General features: G+C 29.1%; 21 protein-coding genes. All 21 read left to right on the top strand.

Annotation, left to right across the window (positions count from 1 at the left end):
* Positions 1-26 precede the first annotated feature (26 nt).
* On the top strand, positions 27-2246 hold the full coding sequence (locus HW275_RS00365; RefSeq protein ID WP_178934245.1) for a DKNYY domain-containing protein: 2220 nt from the start codon (positions 27-29) through the stop codon (positions 2244-2246).
* Positions 2247-2420: 174 nt separating this feature from the next.
* Entirely contained in the window at positions 2421-4358 is a 1938-nt protein-coding gene (locus HW275_RS00360) for a DKNYY domain-containing protein (RefSeq protein WP_178934244.1), read from the top strand.
* Positions 4359-4447: 89 nt separating this feature from the next.
* On the top strand, positions 4448-5218 hold the full coding sequence (locus tag HW275_RS00355; RefSeq protein ID WP_178934243.1) for an RNA methyltransferase: 771 nt from the start codon (positions 4448-4450) through the stop codon (positions 5216-5218).
* A 34-nt stretch (positions 5219-5252) separates the two neighbouring features.
* Positions 5253-5399: a hypothetical protein gene (locus HW275_RS00350; protein ID WP_178934242.1), complete on the top strand. Its 147-nt coding sequence runs from the start codon at positions 5253-5255 to the stop codon at positions 5397-5399.
* Positions 5400-5446: 47 nt separating this feature from the next.
* A complete protein-coding gene (locus HW275_RS00345; RefSeq protein ID WP_178934240.1) occupies positions 5447-6154 on the top strand; it encodes a Bro-N domain-containing protein in 708 nt (235 codons plus the stop codon).
* Between the two features lie 7 nt (positions 6155-6161).
* Positions 6162-6479, top strand: coding sequence for a TfoX/Sxy family protein (locus tag HW275_RS00340; RefSeq protein ID WP_178934239.1), 318 nt, complete (start codon positions 6162-6164; stop codon positions 6477-6479).
* 18 nt (positions 6480-6497) lie between these two features.
* A complete protein-coding gene (locus tag HW275_RS00335) occupies positions 6498-7421 on the top strand; it encodes a deoxyribonuclease IV (RefSeq protein ID WP_218975068.1) in 924 nt (307 codons plus the stop codon).
* A 231-nt stretch (positions 7422-7652) separates the two neighbouring features.
* On the top strand, positions 7653-8072 hold the full coding sequence (locus HW275_RS00330) for a hypothetical protein (RefSeq protein WP_178934238.1): 420 nt from the start codon (positions 7653-7655) through the stop codon (positions 8070-8072).
* 18 nt (positions 8073-8090) lie between these two features.
* A complete protein-coding gene (locus HW275_RS00325; RefSeq protein WP_178934236.1) occupies positions 8091-8765 on the top strand; it encodes an NAD(P)H-dependent oxidoreductase in 675 nt (224 codons plus the stop codon).
* A 68-nt stretch (positions 8766-8833) separates the two neighbouring features.
* Complete coding sequence (locus tag HW275_RS00320; protein ID WP_178934235.1) at positions 8834-9442, top strand: hypothetical protein; 609 nt, start codon at positions 8834-8836, stop codon at positions 9440-9442.
* A gap of 274 nt (positions 9443-9716) precedes the next feature.
* The gene (gltX, locus tag HW275_RS00315; protein ID WP_178934234.1) at positions 9717-11231 is read left to right on the top strand and encodes a glutamate--tRNA ligase; all 1515 of its coding nucleotides are present in this window, start codon (positions 9717-9719) and stop codon (positions 11229-11231) included.
* A 141-nt stretch (positions 11232-11372) separates the two neighbouring features.
* Positions 11373-11585 (top strand): hypothetical protein, encoded by a 213-nt coding sequence (locus tag HW275_RS00310; protein ID WP_026749217.1) that lies wholly within the window; start codon positions 11373-11375, stop codon positions 11583-11585.
* The gene (locus HW275_RS00305) at positions 11560-12132 is read left to right on the top strand and encodes a GNAT family N-acetyltransferase (RefSeq protein ID WP_255460064.1); all 573 of its coding nucleotides are present in this window, start codon (positions 11560-11562) and stop codon (positions 12130-12132) included. The genes HW275_RS00310 and HW275_RS00305 overlap by 26 nt, the downstream gene beginning before the upstream one ends.
* Before the next feature lie 554 nt (positions 12133-12686).
* On the top strand, positions 12687-13094 hold the full coding sequence (locus tag HW275_RS00300; RefSeq protein WP_178934232.1) for a YkvA family protein: 408 nt from the start codon (positions 12687-12689) through the stop codon (positions 13092-13094).
* A gap of 12 nt (positions 13095-13106) precedes the next feature.
* Positions 13107-14003, top strand: a complete 897-nt coding sequence (locus tag HW275_RS00295) for an RNA-binding protein (RefSeq protein ID WP_178934231.1) — start codon at positions 13107-13109, stop codon at positions 14001-14003.
* A 75-nt stretch (positions 14004-14078) separates the two neighbouring features.
* Positions 14079-14261, top strand: a complete 183-nt coding sequence (locus HW275_RS00290; protein ID WP_178934230.1) for a hypothetical protein — start codon at positions 14079-14081, stop codon at positions 14259-14261.
* A gap of 107 nt (positions 14262-14368) precedes the next feature.
* Positions 14369-16168 (top strand): oligoendopeptidase F, encoded by a 1800-nt coding sequence (gene pepF / locus HW275_RS00285; RefSeq protein ID WP_178934229.1) that lies wholly within the window; start codon positions 14369-14371, stop codon positions 16166-16168.
* Between the two features lie 107 nt (positions 16169-16275).
* Positions 16276-16551, top strand: a complete 276-nt coding sequence (locus tag HW275_RS00280; RefSeq protein ID WP_006804298.1) for a type II toxin-antitoxin system RelB/DinJ family antitoxin — start codon at positions 16276-16278, stop codon at positions 16549-16551.
* A gap of 73 nt (positions 16552-16624) precedes the next feature.
* Complete coding sequence (locus tag HW275_RS00275) at positions 16625-17329, top strand: hypothetical protein (protein ID WP_178934228.1); 705 nt, start codon at positions 16625-16627, stop codon at positions 17327-17329.
* Between the two features lie 24 nt (positions 17330-17353).
* Complete coding sequence (locus tag HW275_RS00270) at positions 17354-18094, top strand: OmpA family protein (RefSeq protein WP_178934226.1); 741 nt, start codon at positions 17354-17356, stop codon at positions 18092-18094.
* Between the two features lie 129 nt (positions 18095-18223).
* Positions 18224-18592 carry a hypothetical protein gene (locus HW275_RS00265; RefSeq protein WP_178934225.1) on the top strand — a complete coding sequence of 123 codons (369 nt, stop codon included), beginning with the start codon at positions 18224-18226 and terminating at the stop codon, positions 18590-18592.
* The last annotated feature ends 36 nt before the right edge of the window (positions 18593-18628 follow it).

Genomic DNA, 18628 nt, shown 5'->3' with positions numbered 1-18628 from the left:
TTATAAAAGGAGTTGGAGGAAATTTTATGAAAAGCAAATTTTCTAAAATTGTAATGCTTATCTTTCTTGTGGCAAATTTGGGAATGGCTGAATATATAAAAAAAGATAATGCTGTTTACTATAAGGATGAAACGGAGCAGGCTGATGAGAGAAAAGTAGAAAATGCGGATTTTAAGACATTTGTAAAATTAAATGATATTTATGGGAAAGATGGGAAAAGTGTTTTTTATCTTGATAAGAAGTTAATAGATGCTGATGTTAAGACTTTTCAGGTAATTGGGGAAGTCAATGGAAAAGATAAAAAATATATTTATAATTATGATGAAAAAATGGAGATAAATCCGAAAGATTTCAAACTTTATAGAAATAAGGACAAACTTTTGTATTTTAGAAATAATGGTAAACTGTATATTGGAGGAAGTTTTCTTGAAGTTGAATATGTTCAGGATTTGAATAGTTTTGAGGTAATTGATCAGGGTTATTCAAAGGACAAGTATAATATTTATTATGCTGGAACGCCGATATATGATGTTGATAAAAGTACATTTCAGATAATAATGCCTGATTATTACGCAAAAGACAAGAATAATGTGTACAGTGGCTATGATAAAATAAAGGATGCGAATCCTGATACGATAAAAATATTAAATCAGGTTTATTTGAAGGATGATAAAAATGTATTTCTGAATTTTGGACAGAAGATAAAAAATGCCGATGCGGCTACTTTTGAAGTAATAGGAGAAAATGGAGCTTATGGAAAAGATAAAAATAATGTCTACTATCTTGGTGAAAAAATAAAAGGAGCTGATGCAAAATCTTTTGAAGTCATTTTAGAGCCTAGCGATCTTGTTCAAATGTATTCAAAAGATAAAAATAACGTCTTTATTGGAGGTCGAAAAATAAAAGAGGCTGATTTGAAAACTTTTGAAAGGCTTTCTGGAACAACTTATTATTCAAAGGATAGAAATAATCTTTACTATCGGGAATTGAAAATTGATAAAATTGATAAGAAAAATCTTAAAATTTTGTATTCTGGTGGAATTGACGTGGTAAAAAATGGGAATAGAATTTTTGCAGAAGGGGAAAAACTGAATATAAAAAGTCCAGAAACTTTTGAAATAATTTTGAGCAAGTATTATAACGTTCCAAATTTAATTTACGGAAAAGACGATAAAAATGTGTATGTAATTTCAAAATCAACAAAATTTGATGAAACTTATTCAAGCAAAATAATAAAAAATGCCGATGTAAATTCTTTTGAAGTAATGAAAAATAATATGTATACAAAAGATAAAAATAATATTTATTTTACACGAAATGATGTTGTAAAGTTGGAAGGTGCTGACAAAGATAGTTTTGTTATTCAAGAAAATGAGAACGATTTCTCTTATGATAAAAATAGTGTATATTTTATGGGGGAAAAAATAAATGGAATGAATTCTAATGAATTTAGAATTATAGATTTGAATAATAAAAATGAATCTTTCTATTTCCTGACTGACAATAAAAATTTATATAAGTTGATTACTATTTTTGATGGAGATAGTGGTAAAATTGCAAAAACTAAATTAGTTACCATAGAAAATCCAAAAGTGGATACTAAAAGTTTTGAAGTGATAAATAAAAACTTTGATACTTATTATAGAGATAAAAATACTGTTTATTATTATGATGCGGATTTTAGCAAAGAATTGAAAAAACTGGAAGCAGCTGACAGTAACAGTTTTGTAAGTTTGGAATCAGACTTTGGAAAAGATAACAGGAATATTTATTATAATGGAAATAAATTGGAAGGCGTAAATTCTGATGGATTTGAAATTTTAGATGAAAATGCTATAATTTTTAAAAATAAAAATAATGTTTATTTTTTGAAAGCTAAAAATGAAGAAAAAAAATATAAACTTATTCCTTTAAATTTTGACAGCAGTTCCTTTAAGCCTGTTCATAAACGCAGTGGATATTTTAAAGATAAAAACGGGATTTATTATTTTGGTTATTCAAATTTGGAAAAATTGGACACCGAGAAAACTGAGGATATCCAAAATAAACTATTTTTTAAAATAGAAGGCGTAGATGTTCCGACATTCAGGGAACTTCAATTTGGATATTCAAAAGATAGGAATAGAGTGTATTGTAAAAATAAGGAAGTTAAAGGTGCAGATGCAGAAAGTTTTGTTATATTTTATGCAGATGAGGAAATTGTAGTTAAAGATAAGAATAGGACTTATGAAAATAATTGTGAATAAAGGATAAAAATTATTTTATTTATATTTTGGTAAAACTGCTTTAAAAAAGAATTTAGAAAATCATAATTATCTTACTAAAATTCTTTTAAATTATCTAGTTCAATTTTGAAGAGTTTTAAATATTTTTAAACATTTATTGAATAAATTATTTGTAAAAGGAGTTGAAAGAAATTTATGAAGGCTAAATTTTTTAAAGTTGTATTAGGAATATTTATTTTAGCTAATTTAGGAATGGCAGAATACGTGAAAAGGAATAATGAAATTTATTATAAATTTTCTAAAGAAGATGAAACAGGATTTAAAGTTGAAAATGTGGATTTGAACACATTTAAAATATTGAATGATAAATATGCGAAAGATGGTAAAAGCGTTTATTTTTCAGGAAATAAATCGTTTGAAGATGTGGACAGTAAAACTTTTGAAGTGCTACCAAACTATTATTCAAAAGATAAAAATAATGTTTATAGACCAATTAATGAATGGATTCGGAAAATAAACGGGGCAAATCCAAAAACAATAAAAGTTTTGAATCAATATTATTCAAAAGATGATAAAAATGTATTCTATGATTCAGATAAAATTTTAAATGCAGACATAAATTCGTTTGTGGTTCTGGAGGGAGACCATAGTCATGCAAAAGACAAAAATTTAGTCTATTATTCAGGAGAAAAAATTGAAGGTGCGAATCCAAAAACATTTAAAATAATTTCGGATGGAATGTACTCAAAGGATGATAAGAATGTCTATGCTGCAGTAGACATTATAAAAGGTGCAGATCCTCAAACTTTTAGAAGAATTCCTGAAACAAATTATGCCAGAGATAAGAATAACCTGTATTATTACTTTGGAGATGTTAAAAACCTTGGGAAAATAAATGAAAAAGATTTTAAAGTTTTGGATAATAATTTAGTTAAAAATGGAAATGAAATGTACTATTTGGGAGAAAAAGTGAATATAAAAAATCCTGAAAAATTTGAATCAATAAAAGTTTCAGATGATAAATACATTCTTTATGGAAAAGATGATGAAAATATATATGCAGTAACGTCAGATGAAAAGCATGGATATTTCAAGGTTATAAAAAATGCTGATAAAGATACTTTTGAAGTAATGGAGAAAGATACTAGATATTCAAAAGACAAAAATAATGTTTATTATGCAGGATATAATGTTGTGCAATTACAAGATGTAGATAAAAACAGCTTTGCTATTGGAGAAGAAAATGGTTTTTCATATGATAAGAAAAATGTTTATTACGCAGGAAGAAAACTAAATGATATAAGTTCAGCCGGCTTTAAAGTTACAAGACTTGTTAATAGACCAAATTTACCGATTAATTTTTTAAATGATAATAAAAATATATATAAACTTATTGATGTATTTGATGAAGAAACTGGAGAGTTGAAAAGTGTAAAAACAGCTGTTGTAAAAAATCCTAAAGTAGATTCTAAAACTTTTGAACTGTTTGACCATTGGGAAAATTATTTCCGTGATAAAAATAACGTGTATTACGAAAATGAATTGTATAAAATGGGCTTGAAAAAAATAGCGGGTGCAGATAGAAACAGTTTTGAGGTTTTGAATGATGAATTTTCAAAAGACAAAAACAATGTTTATTATTATGGAAATAAAATAAACGGTGTAAGTCCAGATGGATTGGAGTTTGTTGGAAACAAATTTGTATTTGAAAATCATGAAGATTTTGTTTCTTTCATAAAAGATAAAAATAATGTTTATTATTTGAAAGGGAAAATTGGAAATGAAAAATATGAAATAATACCTTTAAAAGTTGACAGCAAGTCCTTTAAATATTCTAATAATGGTTTTTATGAATTGACTAATTTAAATTATACTGGTTATTTTGAAGATAAAAATGGAGTTTATTATTTTGATGGATTGGCTAAATTAACTCCAAATAATATTTTATCTAAAGTTGAAAACGCTGATATTCCATCATTTGTACAATATATGGCAGGTTATGCAAAAGATAAAAATAAAGTATATTGTGGAACTAAGGAAGTTGAAGGTGCAGATGCTGAGAGTTTTGCTGTGTTTACTATAGATGGTGAATATGTAATAAAAGATAAAAATAAAATTTATAAAGAATTTTAGAGTGTATAAAACCCTTTGAAATTGAGTTTGATAAATTGAATAGATTGGGATTTTGTACTTTTAAATAAGTAGAAAGCGGAAAATATAAAATGAGAGATGTAATAGCAAGTCCAGATAACAAATTTTATAAATTGTTGAAAAAGCTGGATAAAAAGAAGTATCGTGATGAAAATAGTATTTTTAAGGCTGAAGGCGAAAAGTTTTTAAATGAGAATATTAATTTTAATAAAATTATTGTAAAGGAATCGAAATTTGAATATTTTGATGAAAAATATGAAATTTCTAAGCATGATAATTTGACGATTTTGAAGGATAATCTGTTTGATGAAGTTTCAACTCAGGAAAATAGTCAAGGGATAATTTTTTTATATTCTAAAAATTTGAATACAATTGAGGATATAAAGGGAGACGTGGTAATTCTAGATGATATTCAGGATCCAGGAAATGCTGGAACTATCATTAGAACAATGATTGCTGCAAACTTTCAGAATTTAATTCTGACAAAGGGTTCTGTCGATGTTTATAATCCAAAGACAGTACGTGCTACAATGAGCGGGATTTTCAAGTTAAACATAATTTATGAAACACCTGAAAAAATTGTGGAATTTTTGAATAATAAAAATTATTTAAAAATAGCAACTGCTTTACATGAAGATTCTATTTCCTATGAAAAAATAGAATTGCGGAAAAATAATGCGTTTATTTTTGGTCACGAAGGTGGAGGAGTGTCTGATTATCTGATAGAAAATTCTGATATAAAGGCAATTATTCCGATTTATGGGAATATAGAATCACTGAATGTGAGTGTAGCGGCAGGGATTTTTTTGTATAAGATGAGGGAGAAACTGCAAGGCTTATAAAAATTGTGGAGATAATAATACGAGAAAAATAATAATGTTTATTGTATTGTTGATTATAGTAGCAAATTTTGATAAACTTTTGGAATTAAATAGTGAATGGGAGAGAATGAAAAGGAAAAGAGGATATAAATGCAAATATGATGATTATGGACATTTGAAATTTTGTGATTATGAAAATTAATATAAATATTAATAAAGTTCAAAAAACTACATAAGGGGTGGGAAATAATGGAGAATAATATACAAATATTTGAAGGTAAAAAAATTAGGTCTGTTTGGGATAATGAAAAGGAAGAATGGTATTTTTCTGTTGTCGATGTTGTAGGAGCATTAACGGATAGTGTAAATGCTAGAGATTATTGGTATAAAATGAAAAAAAGAATGACAGATGAGGAAAAAAGTGAATTGTCGACAATTTGTCGACAGTTGAAGTTAAAAGCACCTGATGGAAAAATGAGATTAACGGATGTTGCTGATATACAAGGTATTTTCCGTGTTATTCAGTCAATTCTGTCTCCTAAGGCAGAACCATTTAAAATGTGGTTGACACAAGTGGGAAAAGATAGAATAGATGAAATTTCAAAGGCATGGTCTGGGATGTCAACTAGAGAATATAAAGATTTAAAAGGATTAAAAAAAGAGAATTTAAGGGATAATATGTCAACTTTAGAACTTGTACTTAATATGCTTGCAGAAGCTACAACAACAGAATTAACCAATATTCATAATCCAAATGGCTTGGAAGAAAATAAAAAAGTTGCAAAACGAGGTGGAACAATAGCAGGAAATACTAGAAAAGAGATTGAAGCAGATACTGGAAAATCGGTTATTACAGCTAAAAATGCAGTAGATTTTTCTAAATTGATTGAGGATGTAGTAAAAGATATTCCTGATATAGTTAAAAATTGTAAAGATGAAGAAAAAAGCAAGGAGTGAATTAAATATGGCTTCAAGTAAAGAATATTTAAATTTTGTATTGGAACAGTTGTCGGAAGTGGAAAATGTTAGATATAGAGCGATGATGGGGGAATATATTCTTTATTATAGGAAAAAAGTTATTGGTGGGATTTATGATGACAGGTTTCTTGTGAAGGCTGTAAAATCGGCAAAAGAGCTTATGCCGAATGCTTTGCATGAAGTTCCTTATGAAGGAGCAAAGGAAATGTTGCTGGTTGATGATGTTGAAAATAAAGAGTTTTTGAAGAATTTATTTGAAGCGATGTATGATGAACTTCCTGTTTTGAAGAAAAAAAAGAAATAATAGAAAGGTAAAATAGAAATGTCGAAAAAAGAAATTTTTAAAATTGGATCACATGTGGGAATGAGTGGGAAAGATATGCTTTTGGGATCGGTTAAGGAAGCGGTTTCTTATGGATCGAATACTTTTATGATATATACTGGAGCGCCGCAGAATACACGGAGAAAGCCGATTGATGAGCTGAATATTGAGGCTGGGCTTAAACTTATGAAAGAAAATGGTATTGATATAAATGATATCGTTGTTCATGCCCCTTATATTATAAATCTTGGAAATGCTGTAAAGCCTGAAACATTTGAGATTGCAGTGCAGTTTTTGAGAACAGAGATTGAAAGGACAGATGCCATTGGAGCGAAAAGAATTGTTCTTCATCCAGGTGCTCACGTTGGGGAAGGTGAAGAAGTTGGGATTAATAAGATTATTGAAGGATTGAATGAAGTTTTGACAAAAGAACAGAAAACTACTGTGGCGCTTGAAACAATGGCTGGAAAAGGTACAGAATGTGGAAGAAGTTTTGAAGAAATTGCAAAAATTATTGACGGTGTAAAATTGAAGGAAAAACTGACAGTTTGTTTTGATACTTGCCATGTTCACGACGCTGGATATGATATTGTAAACGATTTTGAAGGAGTTATTGAACAGTTTGACAAAATTGTAGGAATTGACAAAATTTCGGTAATTCACTTGAATGATAGTAAGAATGTGTGTGGTGCACATAAAGATAGACACGAAAATATAGGATTTGGAAACATTGGCTTTGAAGTGTTAAATAAAATTGCACATTTTGAAAAATTTTCTCATTTGCCAAAAATTCTAGAAACGCCTTATGTGGCTTTGAGCGATGATAAAAAGGCTAAAAAAGTTCCGCCATATAAATTTGAGATTGAGATGTTGCGAGCTGGCAAGTTTGATGAAAATGTGATGGAAAAAATCAAAAATCAGTAAAATTTATTATTGTTTGAAATATGAAAGGAATTGATGTATGGTAAAAAAAGGATTATTTTTATTAGTTTTATGTTTAACGGTTAGTTGCGGAAATAAATCATCTTAAAAAAAGAGACAAAAACGACTTCAGGTGGAAAATACAAAATTATTGCTTTAGAAGAATCTGACGGACACAAAATAATCTCAATTGTAGTTGAAAATGAAATAAAAGAAGACAATCTGGTAAAATTAATGAGAGAAGCAGCAGCTCAAAATCTTGGAAATGCAAAATCTGTAACAATACAAGCATTTGGAGATGAAAGATATTTAGGATTGGCAGGAAATACTCATGGAAGATATACTTATGAGAAAAATATGTCAATTGAAAAAATTAACGAAGATCAAGAAAAAGGCTATACTTATTTTAGAACTAAAAAGTCAAAACCTTCTGAAAAAGCTGTGAATATTAGGATAGATTATTTTAAATTGTTTGAACGAGATAGAGAAAAAGAAATGAAATTAACAAGTGAAGAACAATTAAAATTATATAAAGAACAATTGGAAGAATTAGGAAAGAAATATAAAATGACGACAGATCAAGTTAGAAAAGAAATGGAAGAATTTGATAAGTATAGTGAAGAAGATATAGTAGAAGATGCAATGATAAAATAATAGAAAGAAGTGATAAAAATGCTAAAAGATAAAGAATTAACAAAAAAGGAAATGTTTGAAATATTTAACAGAAGATATGCGTGCAAAAAATATAATAAGACAAAAGTTGTTTCAGACGAAGATTTTATGGCAATTATTGAGGCTGGGCGACTTTCTCCTAGTTCATTTGGGCTTGAGCCTTGGAAATTTATTCTTGTGAAGAATGAGGAAATGCTGAATGACATGAGAGAGTTTGCTTGGGGAGCGATTAACAGCTTGAATGGAGCGAGCCATATTGTTATGGTGTTAGCTAGAAAAGGTGTTACTGGTGATAGCAAGTATTTTGAGAGAATTGGGAAGGAAATAATAAATATTTCAGATGAAAATTTTAAGATTAGAAAAGAATTTTTTATAAAATTTCAAAAAGAGCATTTTAAATTGCTAGAAAGTGAAAGAGCATTATTTGACTGGGCTTCAAAACAGACTTACATTGCATTAGTAAATATGATGAATATGGCTGCAGCTCTTGGGATTGACAGCTGTGCAATTGAAGGATTTAATAAAGAAATGGCTGAAAAATACTTCTCTGAAAAAGGTGTGTTTGATTTAAAGGAATATGGAATTTCATATTTCGTAAGTTTTGGATATAGAGATGAAGACATTACTCCGAAAACTAGAAGAAAACTTTCGGAAGTTTATGAGGTTGTTGAGTAGTTAGTGAACACTTGAATTTATGATATACTCAAATCGTAAAATTAATTTATTGCAGAAAGAGGATTTTTATGAAAAAAATTTTTGTAATGATGTTGCTGGTAACGGCATTTTCGTGTGGTAATAAAAATAATCAAAATGAAAATAAAAATAAACCAAATAATACATCTGAACAGACGAGCCAAAAGCAAGAAAATTCAGAACAGGTATCAGAAGGAACGAAGAAAAAAAGAATAGAAGCAGAAACAGCTTATGAAAAGAATTTAATGAAAGTTAAGGTAGATGGAGGTTCTGAATATAAACAATTAAGTGATAAAGACGTGACTGAAATAAAGCAGATTATCCAAAAAAAATTTAAAAATTCAGTAATAACTGCTGTAACAAATGATGGACGTTTTTTTATAATGCAAGCAGTTAATGATCCTACAAATAAAGAAGAAACTGCTAAGGAAATTATTATTGATAGAGTGGATATTATTGAAACTATTGGGAAATGGTGTAAAGACAAAGGAACAGAATATAAATTTGTAATTGTTCAGTTTTTTGATCTGGATAAGAAAGAACGGATTAGCGAGTCCATATATTATTCATATATTTTGGAAAACCTTTATGAAAAGGAAGAATACAAGCAGGCAATAAGTGATGCTTTTGATAAATATAAAAGAGCTATAAGATATTAAAGTAGAAAATATTTTTCCAAAAAAGTGTATTTGAATTGAAGAAATACGGAGTTTCAGTGATGGTAAGTTTTGGGTATAGGGATGAAGAACAACCTAAAAAAGTAAGAAAACTGCCTAAAGAATTTTTGAAAATAATAAAAATAAAAAATTTAGAGTAAAAGAGATAAATAAATTAAATTTATTACTGTATCATAAAATCAAATTGTTGCACAATAATTTATTTTATTATATAATATAAAAAGAATAACAAATAGATAGGAGAAAAAGAGAGAAAATGTCAAATAGTGATAACAAAAGAGTGAGAGTTAGGATAGCACCATCTCCAACTGGAGATCCACATGTGGGAACTGCTTACATTGGGCTTTTTAATTATGTATTTGCAAAACATAATGGTGGAGATTTTTTATTGAGAATTGAAGATACAGATAGAACGAGATTTTCTGAAGATTCAGAACAGCAAATTTTTGATGCGATGAAGTGGCTTGGGCTTAATTATGATGAAGGTCCAGATGTTGGCGGGGATAGAGGTCCTTACAGACAATCAGAAAGATTTGAAATATATAAGGAATATGCCAAAAAACTGGTGGAAAAAGGTGAAGCGTATTACTGTTTCTGTACACCAGATAGATTGCAAAAGTTGAGAGAAAGACAAGCTGCAATGAAACAAGCACCTGGATATGACGGTCATTGCAGAAACTTGTCAAAAGAAGAAGTTGAAGCAAAATTAGCGGCTGGTGAGCCTTATGTTATTAGACTTAAAATGCCTTATGAAGGAGAAACTATTGTAAATGATGGATTAAGAGGAGAAATTAGATTTGAAAATAGTAAAATTGACGATCAGGTACTTTTAAAATCTGATGGATTTCCAACTTATCATTTGGCTAATATCGTGGATGACCATTTGATGGGAATTACTCATGTTATAAGAGCAGAAGAATGGATTTCATCTACGCCTAAACATATTCAATTGTACAAAGCGTTTGGTTGGGATGAGCCAAAATGGTATCATATGCCACTTTTGAGAAATGCGGATAAGACTAAAATTTCTAAGAGAAAAAATCCAGTTTCATTGAACTATTACAAAGAAGAAGGTTACTTAAAAGAAGGATTACTAAACTTCCTTGCACTTATGGGATGGAGCTTTGGAGAAAACAAGGAAATTTTTACTATTGATGAAATGATTCAAAATTTCTCATTTGATAAAATTTCTCTTGGAGGGCCTGTATTTGACCTAGTTAAATTAGGCTGGGTAAATAATCATCACATGAGATTAAAGGATCTGGATGAATTGACAAAATTGGCTATCCCATATTTTGTACAAGCTGGTTATTATGAAAATGAAAACTTGTCAGATGAAGAATTTTCAAAATTAAAAAGAATTGTGGAAATTACAAGGGAAGGTTCACAAACATTAAAGGAATTGCCAGTAAATGCAGCAATTTACTTTGAAGATGAATTTGAATTGCCGGTAATTGAAGAGGGAATGAATAAAAAGGAAAGAAAATCAATTGAAAGATTAACTTCTTCGCTTGAAACAGAAACTGGTAAAAAATCTATCCAAATGTTTATTGAAAAAATCAATAAATTAAATGAAGAAATTTCAGAAGACGAAGCAAAACAAATCCTGCACGAATTACAAGATGAAATAGGAGAAGGTCCAGCAGCAGTATTGATGCCACTTAGGGCAGTTATTACAGGAAAAGCCAGAGGAGCGGATTTGTACACAGTAATTGCAGTTATTGGGAAAGAAAGAACGTTGGCTAGGATAAATAATATTTTGAATAAATAATATTTTTAAAGAGAATTACTAATATGTAGTTCTCTTTTTTGTATTAATTTTTTTAACTATTTTTTAAAATTTTGTGGAAATTTTATTTCTTATGTGGTATAATTATCTTAATCAGGAAATAAAAGATAAGGGGTGATAGTTATGGCTACAAGCAGTTTTTTCAAAAATTTAGAATTGAATAAAGAAGCGGCTGAAGAGCTGATCAAAATGATGGAAGAAGGATTTACTGTAAATAAAAATGAAGATTTGAAATGCGAGGAAGCTGATATAGAAGAAATAGGTAAAAAATTTAAATTGAGAAAAAAAGGGGAAATAGCAATTGAAGAGAATGAGGTTACAGGAGTTATTGAATAAATATGACGAACTAGATGTTATAAAAGAATTAAAAAAATTTAAAAGTATTTCAGTTTATCCTAAAAATGATATTGAGATATTTTTACAAGAAAAATCTATTAGATTCGAAAAATCATGTGTTTCTACAACCCATTTAATATTTGATGATAATATTGAAGAAATGTTAGGATATTTTACAATTGCAAATAGAAGTTTAATTCTTTCAAAAGAAGAATTGAATGTGCTTTCAAAAACACAGCAAAAGAAACTGAGTAATAGCGGAAGTGTATTAAGAAATGGTGATTTGATGACAAGTAGTTTTTTGTTGGGACAACTGGGGAAAAATTATTCAGATGATATTTTGAAAAAAATTACAGGAAAAGATTTACTAACTTCGGCATATAATTTGTTATTGAAGATAAAGGAATTGATAAATACTAAATATGTCTGGTTGGAATGTCAGAATGAATCTAGATTGATTAATTTTTATAGAGATTTTGGATTTAAACTTTTGGAGCATATTATTTCTGATGAAGGATTGAAAGTAATGATAATGGAACTTAAATGAAGTATATTGAATTTACTATTGAGATTAAATGGATAAAATTATAAGAATTTAAAAAAGTGATGTATAGAGTTTTAAACTTTTAAATATCGCTTTTTTTATTTTATTTATATTCAAATTTATAATAAATATTTTTTTTAACAAAATAAATTTTTTAGTTTTAATAAATCGACGGAACTTTTATAATTTAATTAAAATAATCCATAATTATTTAATACGAAACCTCATTTAAATAATAAATTTATTACAAACTTTTCTAATAAAGGATATAAACCTAATATTTTCAAATAATTAAAATATAATTTTTATTTTTTATAAACTAATCCGTCGGAGCATTTTTCTGTGCTGGCAAATAGGATTTGCGGCAATGAGCAATCCTACAAAAATAAAAAAGAAAAAACATAGAATTAGTTGAATGATTATGAATCAGCTATCAAATAATCCTATTATAAAAATTTATTCCTATTTTCAAAAGAGGTTTAGTATAAGTTGAATTATAAGAAGTTTTTTAGTATAATTAGATAAATGAAAGTTTCATTTACGAAAGGGGAGAAATTATGTTAAAAAGAGCGAAAAAATTATATGAGAAATATAAAAAGACAAATATCACAGCAGAAGATTTGAAAAAGGCTGGAAAGTTGAAAAATAATTTAGGAGCAGTTGCATCAAAGTTTGGGCTTTTTGTGAGAATGTTACAGGCGGATAAGAAAGGGGAATTTAAAATTCCAACGTTGGATAAAATAAAGATTGTTGGAGCAGTTGTTTATGTGATTTCGACAATTGATGCAGTGCCTGATATTTTGCCGATTATTGGGTTTGGTGATGATATAGGTGTTGTGGCGTATGTGATTTCAAAGCTGGGAAGTTTGATTTCTGAATATGAAAAATTTGAGCTTCAGAAAAAAAGGGAAGAGAAGGACAGGAATGTGGATTGGGATAATTTACAAGTTGTGAATGAGGATTAAGAATGGAGAAATATGAAAAAAGAAAATTTTTTGAGGCAGTTTCCAAAAGAAATGGAGTATTTGGCTAGTAAATTGTATAATTCTTATGAAGTGGCGAAGGAATATGAGATTGTGAGCTTTACTGAGGAATTTTATACGCCGAATTTTTGGAAGAATCTGGGGAAAAGGATGGATGGACTTAATGTTGTTTGTGATGGAGTTTTTGCGGATAGTGATAGACGGCAAATTGCATTTGTGCCTGATAATTTTATAGCTGGAAATAGAGATGTTTATGATAATTTTGCAAAAAATGGCAAAAGTTTGGTACAAGATGATGAAAAATTTGAAGAATATGCGGACTTTAATAATGAGTTTAATGAGAATAGTTTTCAATTTCCAAATAAATTGTTAAAAATATCAATAGATTCAAGATTTCGTGAATATCTTCATAAGGATTTTTTAGGAAGTCTTATGGGGCTTAATATAAAAAGGGAGCTTATGGGAGACTTGATTTTGGAAAATGAGGGCAGGAAAATATCAGGGTATATTCCAGTATCAGAGAAAATTGCGGATTATATTATTTCGGAATTAAAGCAAATTGGAAAAGCATCTTGTGAAATTAAAATTATTGACACAAAGAATAAAAATATTCTTCCGCAATATAAATATGATGATAAGCTAATCACAGTTCCCTCCAAGCGTTTGGACAGCATTGTTTCAACGATTACAAATTTATCTCGGACAAAAGTAATTGAGCCGATTGAAAAAGGAAAGGTTCTAGTTGATTATGTGGAAGAAAAGGATAAGTCTAGAATGCTTGAAATTGGCAGTTTGATTACGATTAGAGGGTTTGGGAAGTATAAATTGTTTTTGGATAAGGGGGAAACGAAAAAGGGGAAGGAACGGATACTTGTGAAGAAATACATTTAGAATCTTGGAATAATAAAAATAGATTTATTGATAACTTGATTTAAATGTTCTAAATCAAAGAAAGAAGGTAGAAAAATGAAAGATGTTACGCCAAAAAGTAATTTTGAAATATTGATAAGATGTTTTGTAATAGCAATTGGGATTGTGGCAGTGATTGCATTGCTGAAATTGGCACTTGCAGTATTTTTATCAGTTGCAATATGGATAATTCCAATTGCGTTGATATTATTTTTGTATGAAAAATTTAAAGAAAAATAGTTTTTTTTAAAAAATTTTTATTAAGTAATTTTAGCGCTTGAAAATATGTAACTTTTACATTTAGATTTGAAAAAGTATTATTATAAAAACAGAAAAGGAATGAAAAGATGGAAAGAAGTGAAATAAAACAGGAATATAAATGGAATTTATCAGATATTTATGAAAATTATTCAACTTGGGAGAAGGATTTTGAGAAAGTTAGTGAGCTGAAAAAAGAATTGGCTGGATTTAAAGGGCAATTTGGGAATGAAGGAAAGTTATTGGAGTTTTTTCAGAAGCAGGAGGAGATGGATAAGATTTCTTATAAATTGTATCGATATCCTCAGCTTGCGAGGGATTTGAACTCGTCGGATAAGGAGGCTGTGGAGCATTTGCAGAAAGTGCAGTTTTTGTTTGCAGAGATTTCTACTGAATTGTCCTGGGTAAATTCGGAACTGGTTGATAATCGTGAGAATATTGAAAAATGGATTGAAAAAAAAGAATTTGATGATTATAGATTTGGACTGAAAAATTTATTTAGGTTGCAAAAGCATATTCTGGAAGAAAAGGAAAGCAAACTGCTGTCGTACTACAGTTCATTCTTTTCAGCACCGAGAAGCATTTATTCTGAAGTTACGGTTACGGATGTGGAGTGGCCTCAGGTTACGCTTAGTTCTGGAGAAAAAGTGGATGTAACGCCTGCCAATTATTCTAAAATTTTGTCTACAAATAGAAATCAGGAAGACAGAAAACTGATGTTTCAGACGTTTTATACAATTTATGAAAAGAAAAAAAATACAATTGCTGCAATTTATAACTCAATTTTGCAAAAAGGGATTGCTTCAAAGAAAGCCTACAATTACGATTCATTTTTGTTAAGCCATCTGGAGAGTGACAATATTCCAGAAGAAATTTACTTAAATCTTGTCAATACGGCGAAAAATAATACAAAACCATTGCAAAGATATTTAAAATTGAGAAAGAAAATTTTAGGACTTGAAAAATACTATAATTTTGATGGCTCAATTAACCTAATAGAATTTGACAAGGAATACGAGTATGATGATGCTAAGGAAATAGTATTAAATTCAGTTGCTCCACTTGGAGAAGATTATGTAGAAAAAATGAAAAAAGCGATTTTAGAAGGCTGGCTGGATGTATTTGAAGCGAAAGGGAAAAGAACGGGAGCGTATTCTGCAGGAGTTTACGGAGTTCACCCATATATGCTTCTGAATTACAACAAGACTTTAGACAGCGTATTTACATTGGCACATGAACTGGGACATACTTTGCACACTCTTTATTCAGATGAAAATCAGCCTTTCTCGATGGCAGACTACACAATTTTCGTAGCGGAAGTGGCTTCTACATTTAACGAAAGATTACTGCTTGACTATATGCTGGAAAATACCAATGCTCCAAAAGAAAGAATCGCACTATTGGAGCAGGAAATTGGAAATATTGTTGGAACATTCTATTTTCAGGCATTGCTAGCAGATTATGAATATCAGGCACACAAGCTGGCAGAAGCTGGAGAGCCAATTACAGCGGAAGTTTTGAGCAAAATTATGGAAGACTTGTTTGACAAATATTATGGCGATATAATCGAAAAAGATGATTTAATCTATATTTTCTGGGCAAGAGTTCCACACTTTTTCAACTCGCCATTTTACGTTTATCAATACGCCACTTGCTTTGCCTCATCAGCGATTTTATATGAAAAAATGATAAATTCAAACGATGAAAGCGAGAAAAAACAAACACTAGAGAAATACATTCAATTATTAAGCTCAGGAGGAAATGACTTCCCAATGGAACAATTGAAAAAAGCAGGAGTTGATTTATCGAAAATTGAGACAATTGAGGCTGTGGCGAAACAGTTTGATTTGCTGTTAGATAAATTGGAAGTGGAAATTGGGAAGTTGTAGAAATATATTGAAATATAGAAAAAGAAAATATTTATTATTTTGTACGATGTTGTATTGACAATGTAATTAAAAATTGATACAATGAAGAAAAAAAGGAGGTATTTGTTATGGCAAATGCAAATTTAAGTATTAGAGTTGATAAAGAAACAAAAGAAAAAGCGAACGAATTATTTAACAAATTTGGCTTGACAATGACAACGGCAGTAAATATGTTCTTAAAAACTGCAATTAGGGAAAATAGAATCCCTTTTGAATTGAAATTGGAAGAAGAGCCAAATGAAGTAACTTTAGAAGCGATGAGAGAAGCTGATAGAATTGCAAGAGATGATAGTGTAAAGGGATATGACAGCATAGAGGAGTTGAGAGAGGCACTTGGTGTATAAAAAAATAGGTTCACACTCAGAACTGTTTTAGTATGGTTCTGAGTTTTTGATATTATGAAGGAGTGGATTTTTTATGAAAAAAATATTTTTTGTTTTAATTATTATAATAATTTTAATTATAATATTTGCTAAATCATACAAAATAAAGGCAAAATCAGATTTAGAACATACAGCCAAAGAGTTTGTTAATAAACTTGATGAATTAGGATATTTTAAGTATGCTAAAAGAGAAGATGCTCCTTCTTTAAAGAAAGAAATGTTAGAGATGATAAGAAAATATGGAAATGAAGGAACATTAACTACGCTATGGAATGAAAATGCAAATGTAGCAAAAGATTATAGATTTTATTTTTGTGATGGGGAAACAGTTTTTGAAGGGGATGGAATACCAGATTTGATAAATGATCTACAACCTTCATTTGAAAAATTTGGAGTTAAAATAAAAATTGACAGTTTTTCAGAAGAATGGGATGACGAAAAAGGATTAAGCACCAAAATCAAAATTAATGGCACAGAGTATGAAATTTTTAAAAATTTTAAAAAAAGTGGATGGGGAGAAGCTCCTATGAGAATAGCACATGCTGTAAATAAAGAACTTGAAAAAAAAGGAATAAATGAAAAAATTTATTTAATATCAGGTGGAAATGACGGAAAATTAGTATTTTTAACAGAAGAGCAATATAAATATATCTATGCCTTTTTTAAAGATTCCAAAGAAAAGCCTCTCGAATTGAATGAATGGGGAAAGGTAATGAAAACAGAGCCGTTGAATTTTTAATCTATTAAGAAAGGATAAATTTAAATGAAAAAAATAATTTTACTTTTCACAATAATTTTAGAATTTAATTTATTTTCAAATACACCATATGACGAGTTTTTTCAAAAAGTAGAGCAATTGGAAGAAAAAATAAAAAATGGAGATAAAAAGGCGATTAATAATTTGGGGAATTTGTATGCAAAAGATAAAAATTCTCGTAATATTCCTAAGGCGAAAGAATATTATAGATTGGCGATAAAAAATGGTTCTGAAATTGCTAAGAAAAATTTGGAGATAGCGAATAAATTTCCGAAATTGTGTCCTGATGGAGCGATATGTGAAAATTGGACTACGATTAGATTTGTAGATAAAGATGGAAAAATTGTGAAAATGATAATAAAAGGGTTTCCTGTTAATAAAGAAGAAGTGACTGAGATTGAAAAACGGGAAATTAAAGGCGAAATAGAATATTTATTAAATGTTTTTCTTGAGAATGAAGAATTTGTAATTGTTGGGTATGCTGATGAAACTGAAAAAAATAAAAAGAAATTATCTTTATCAAGAGCTGAGAAAATGGCTGAATTTTTGAAACAAAATGGATTGAGAAAAGATATAAAAATTAGTAAAATAACTGGAAAAAGTTCTGAAAATCCAGTTGATACAAATGATACGGAAATTGGAAGATACAATAATCGCCGTGTTGAGATTTTTCTGAAAAATGGGAAAGTTAAGAAAATTGATGTTGAGGATGTTGGGGAATTGTTAAGTCAGTTGAAAGATGAGTAGATTTTTGAAAAAGTAGGATTTTGTACCAAATATATTAAACTGATAAAATAATTTTTTTATAATTTTCTGTTTCCCAAAAAAATATGGTATAATTAATATGAAAAAAGATTGAAAGAGAGGGTGATTTTGATGAAAAAAATTTTTAATAAAAAGATTGGTGTTTTGATTTTCTCTTTGGTATGTGCTGGATTGGTAAATGCTGCACCTGTGAGAAGTGAGAATGAAGCAGTGAGACTTGTGCAAAATTCAATAGCTAAGCATAAATTTGGTGGTAGTCAAGGGACAAAATGCATGAGATTTTATGTTGATGAAACTGATGAGGAATTTGAAATTGATGTGCGAAGTAATAATGCGAAATGTGGTGGAGATCCGAATATTGAGCCACGTTTGTTCAGTTATACTGTAAATAAGAGAACTGGTAAACTTGCAACAGATAACATTAGTTATGCTAACAGTTTAGGGTTGGAGTGGGACGGAAGCTATAATCCGATAGATTAATTGTATTAAAAAAAAGAGTTGTCTAAATTGTTAAAC

The organism is Leptotrichia sp. oral taxon 223 (assembly GCF_013394795.1).
Classification (GTDB): Bacteria; Fusobacteriota; Fusobacteriia; order Fusobacteriales; family Leptotrichiaceae; genus Leptotrichia.
The sequence above is the reverse complement of the archived record's forward strand: the minus strand, read 5'-3'. Positions and strand labels throughout refer to the sequence as shown.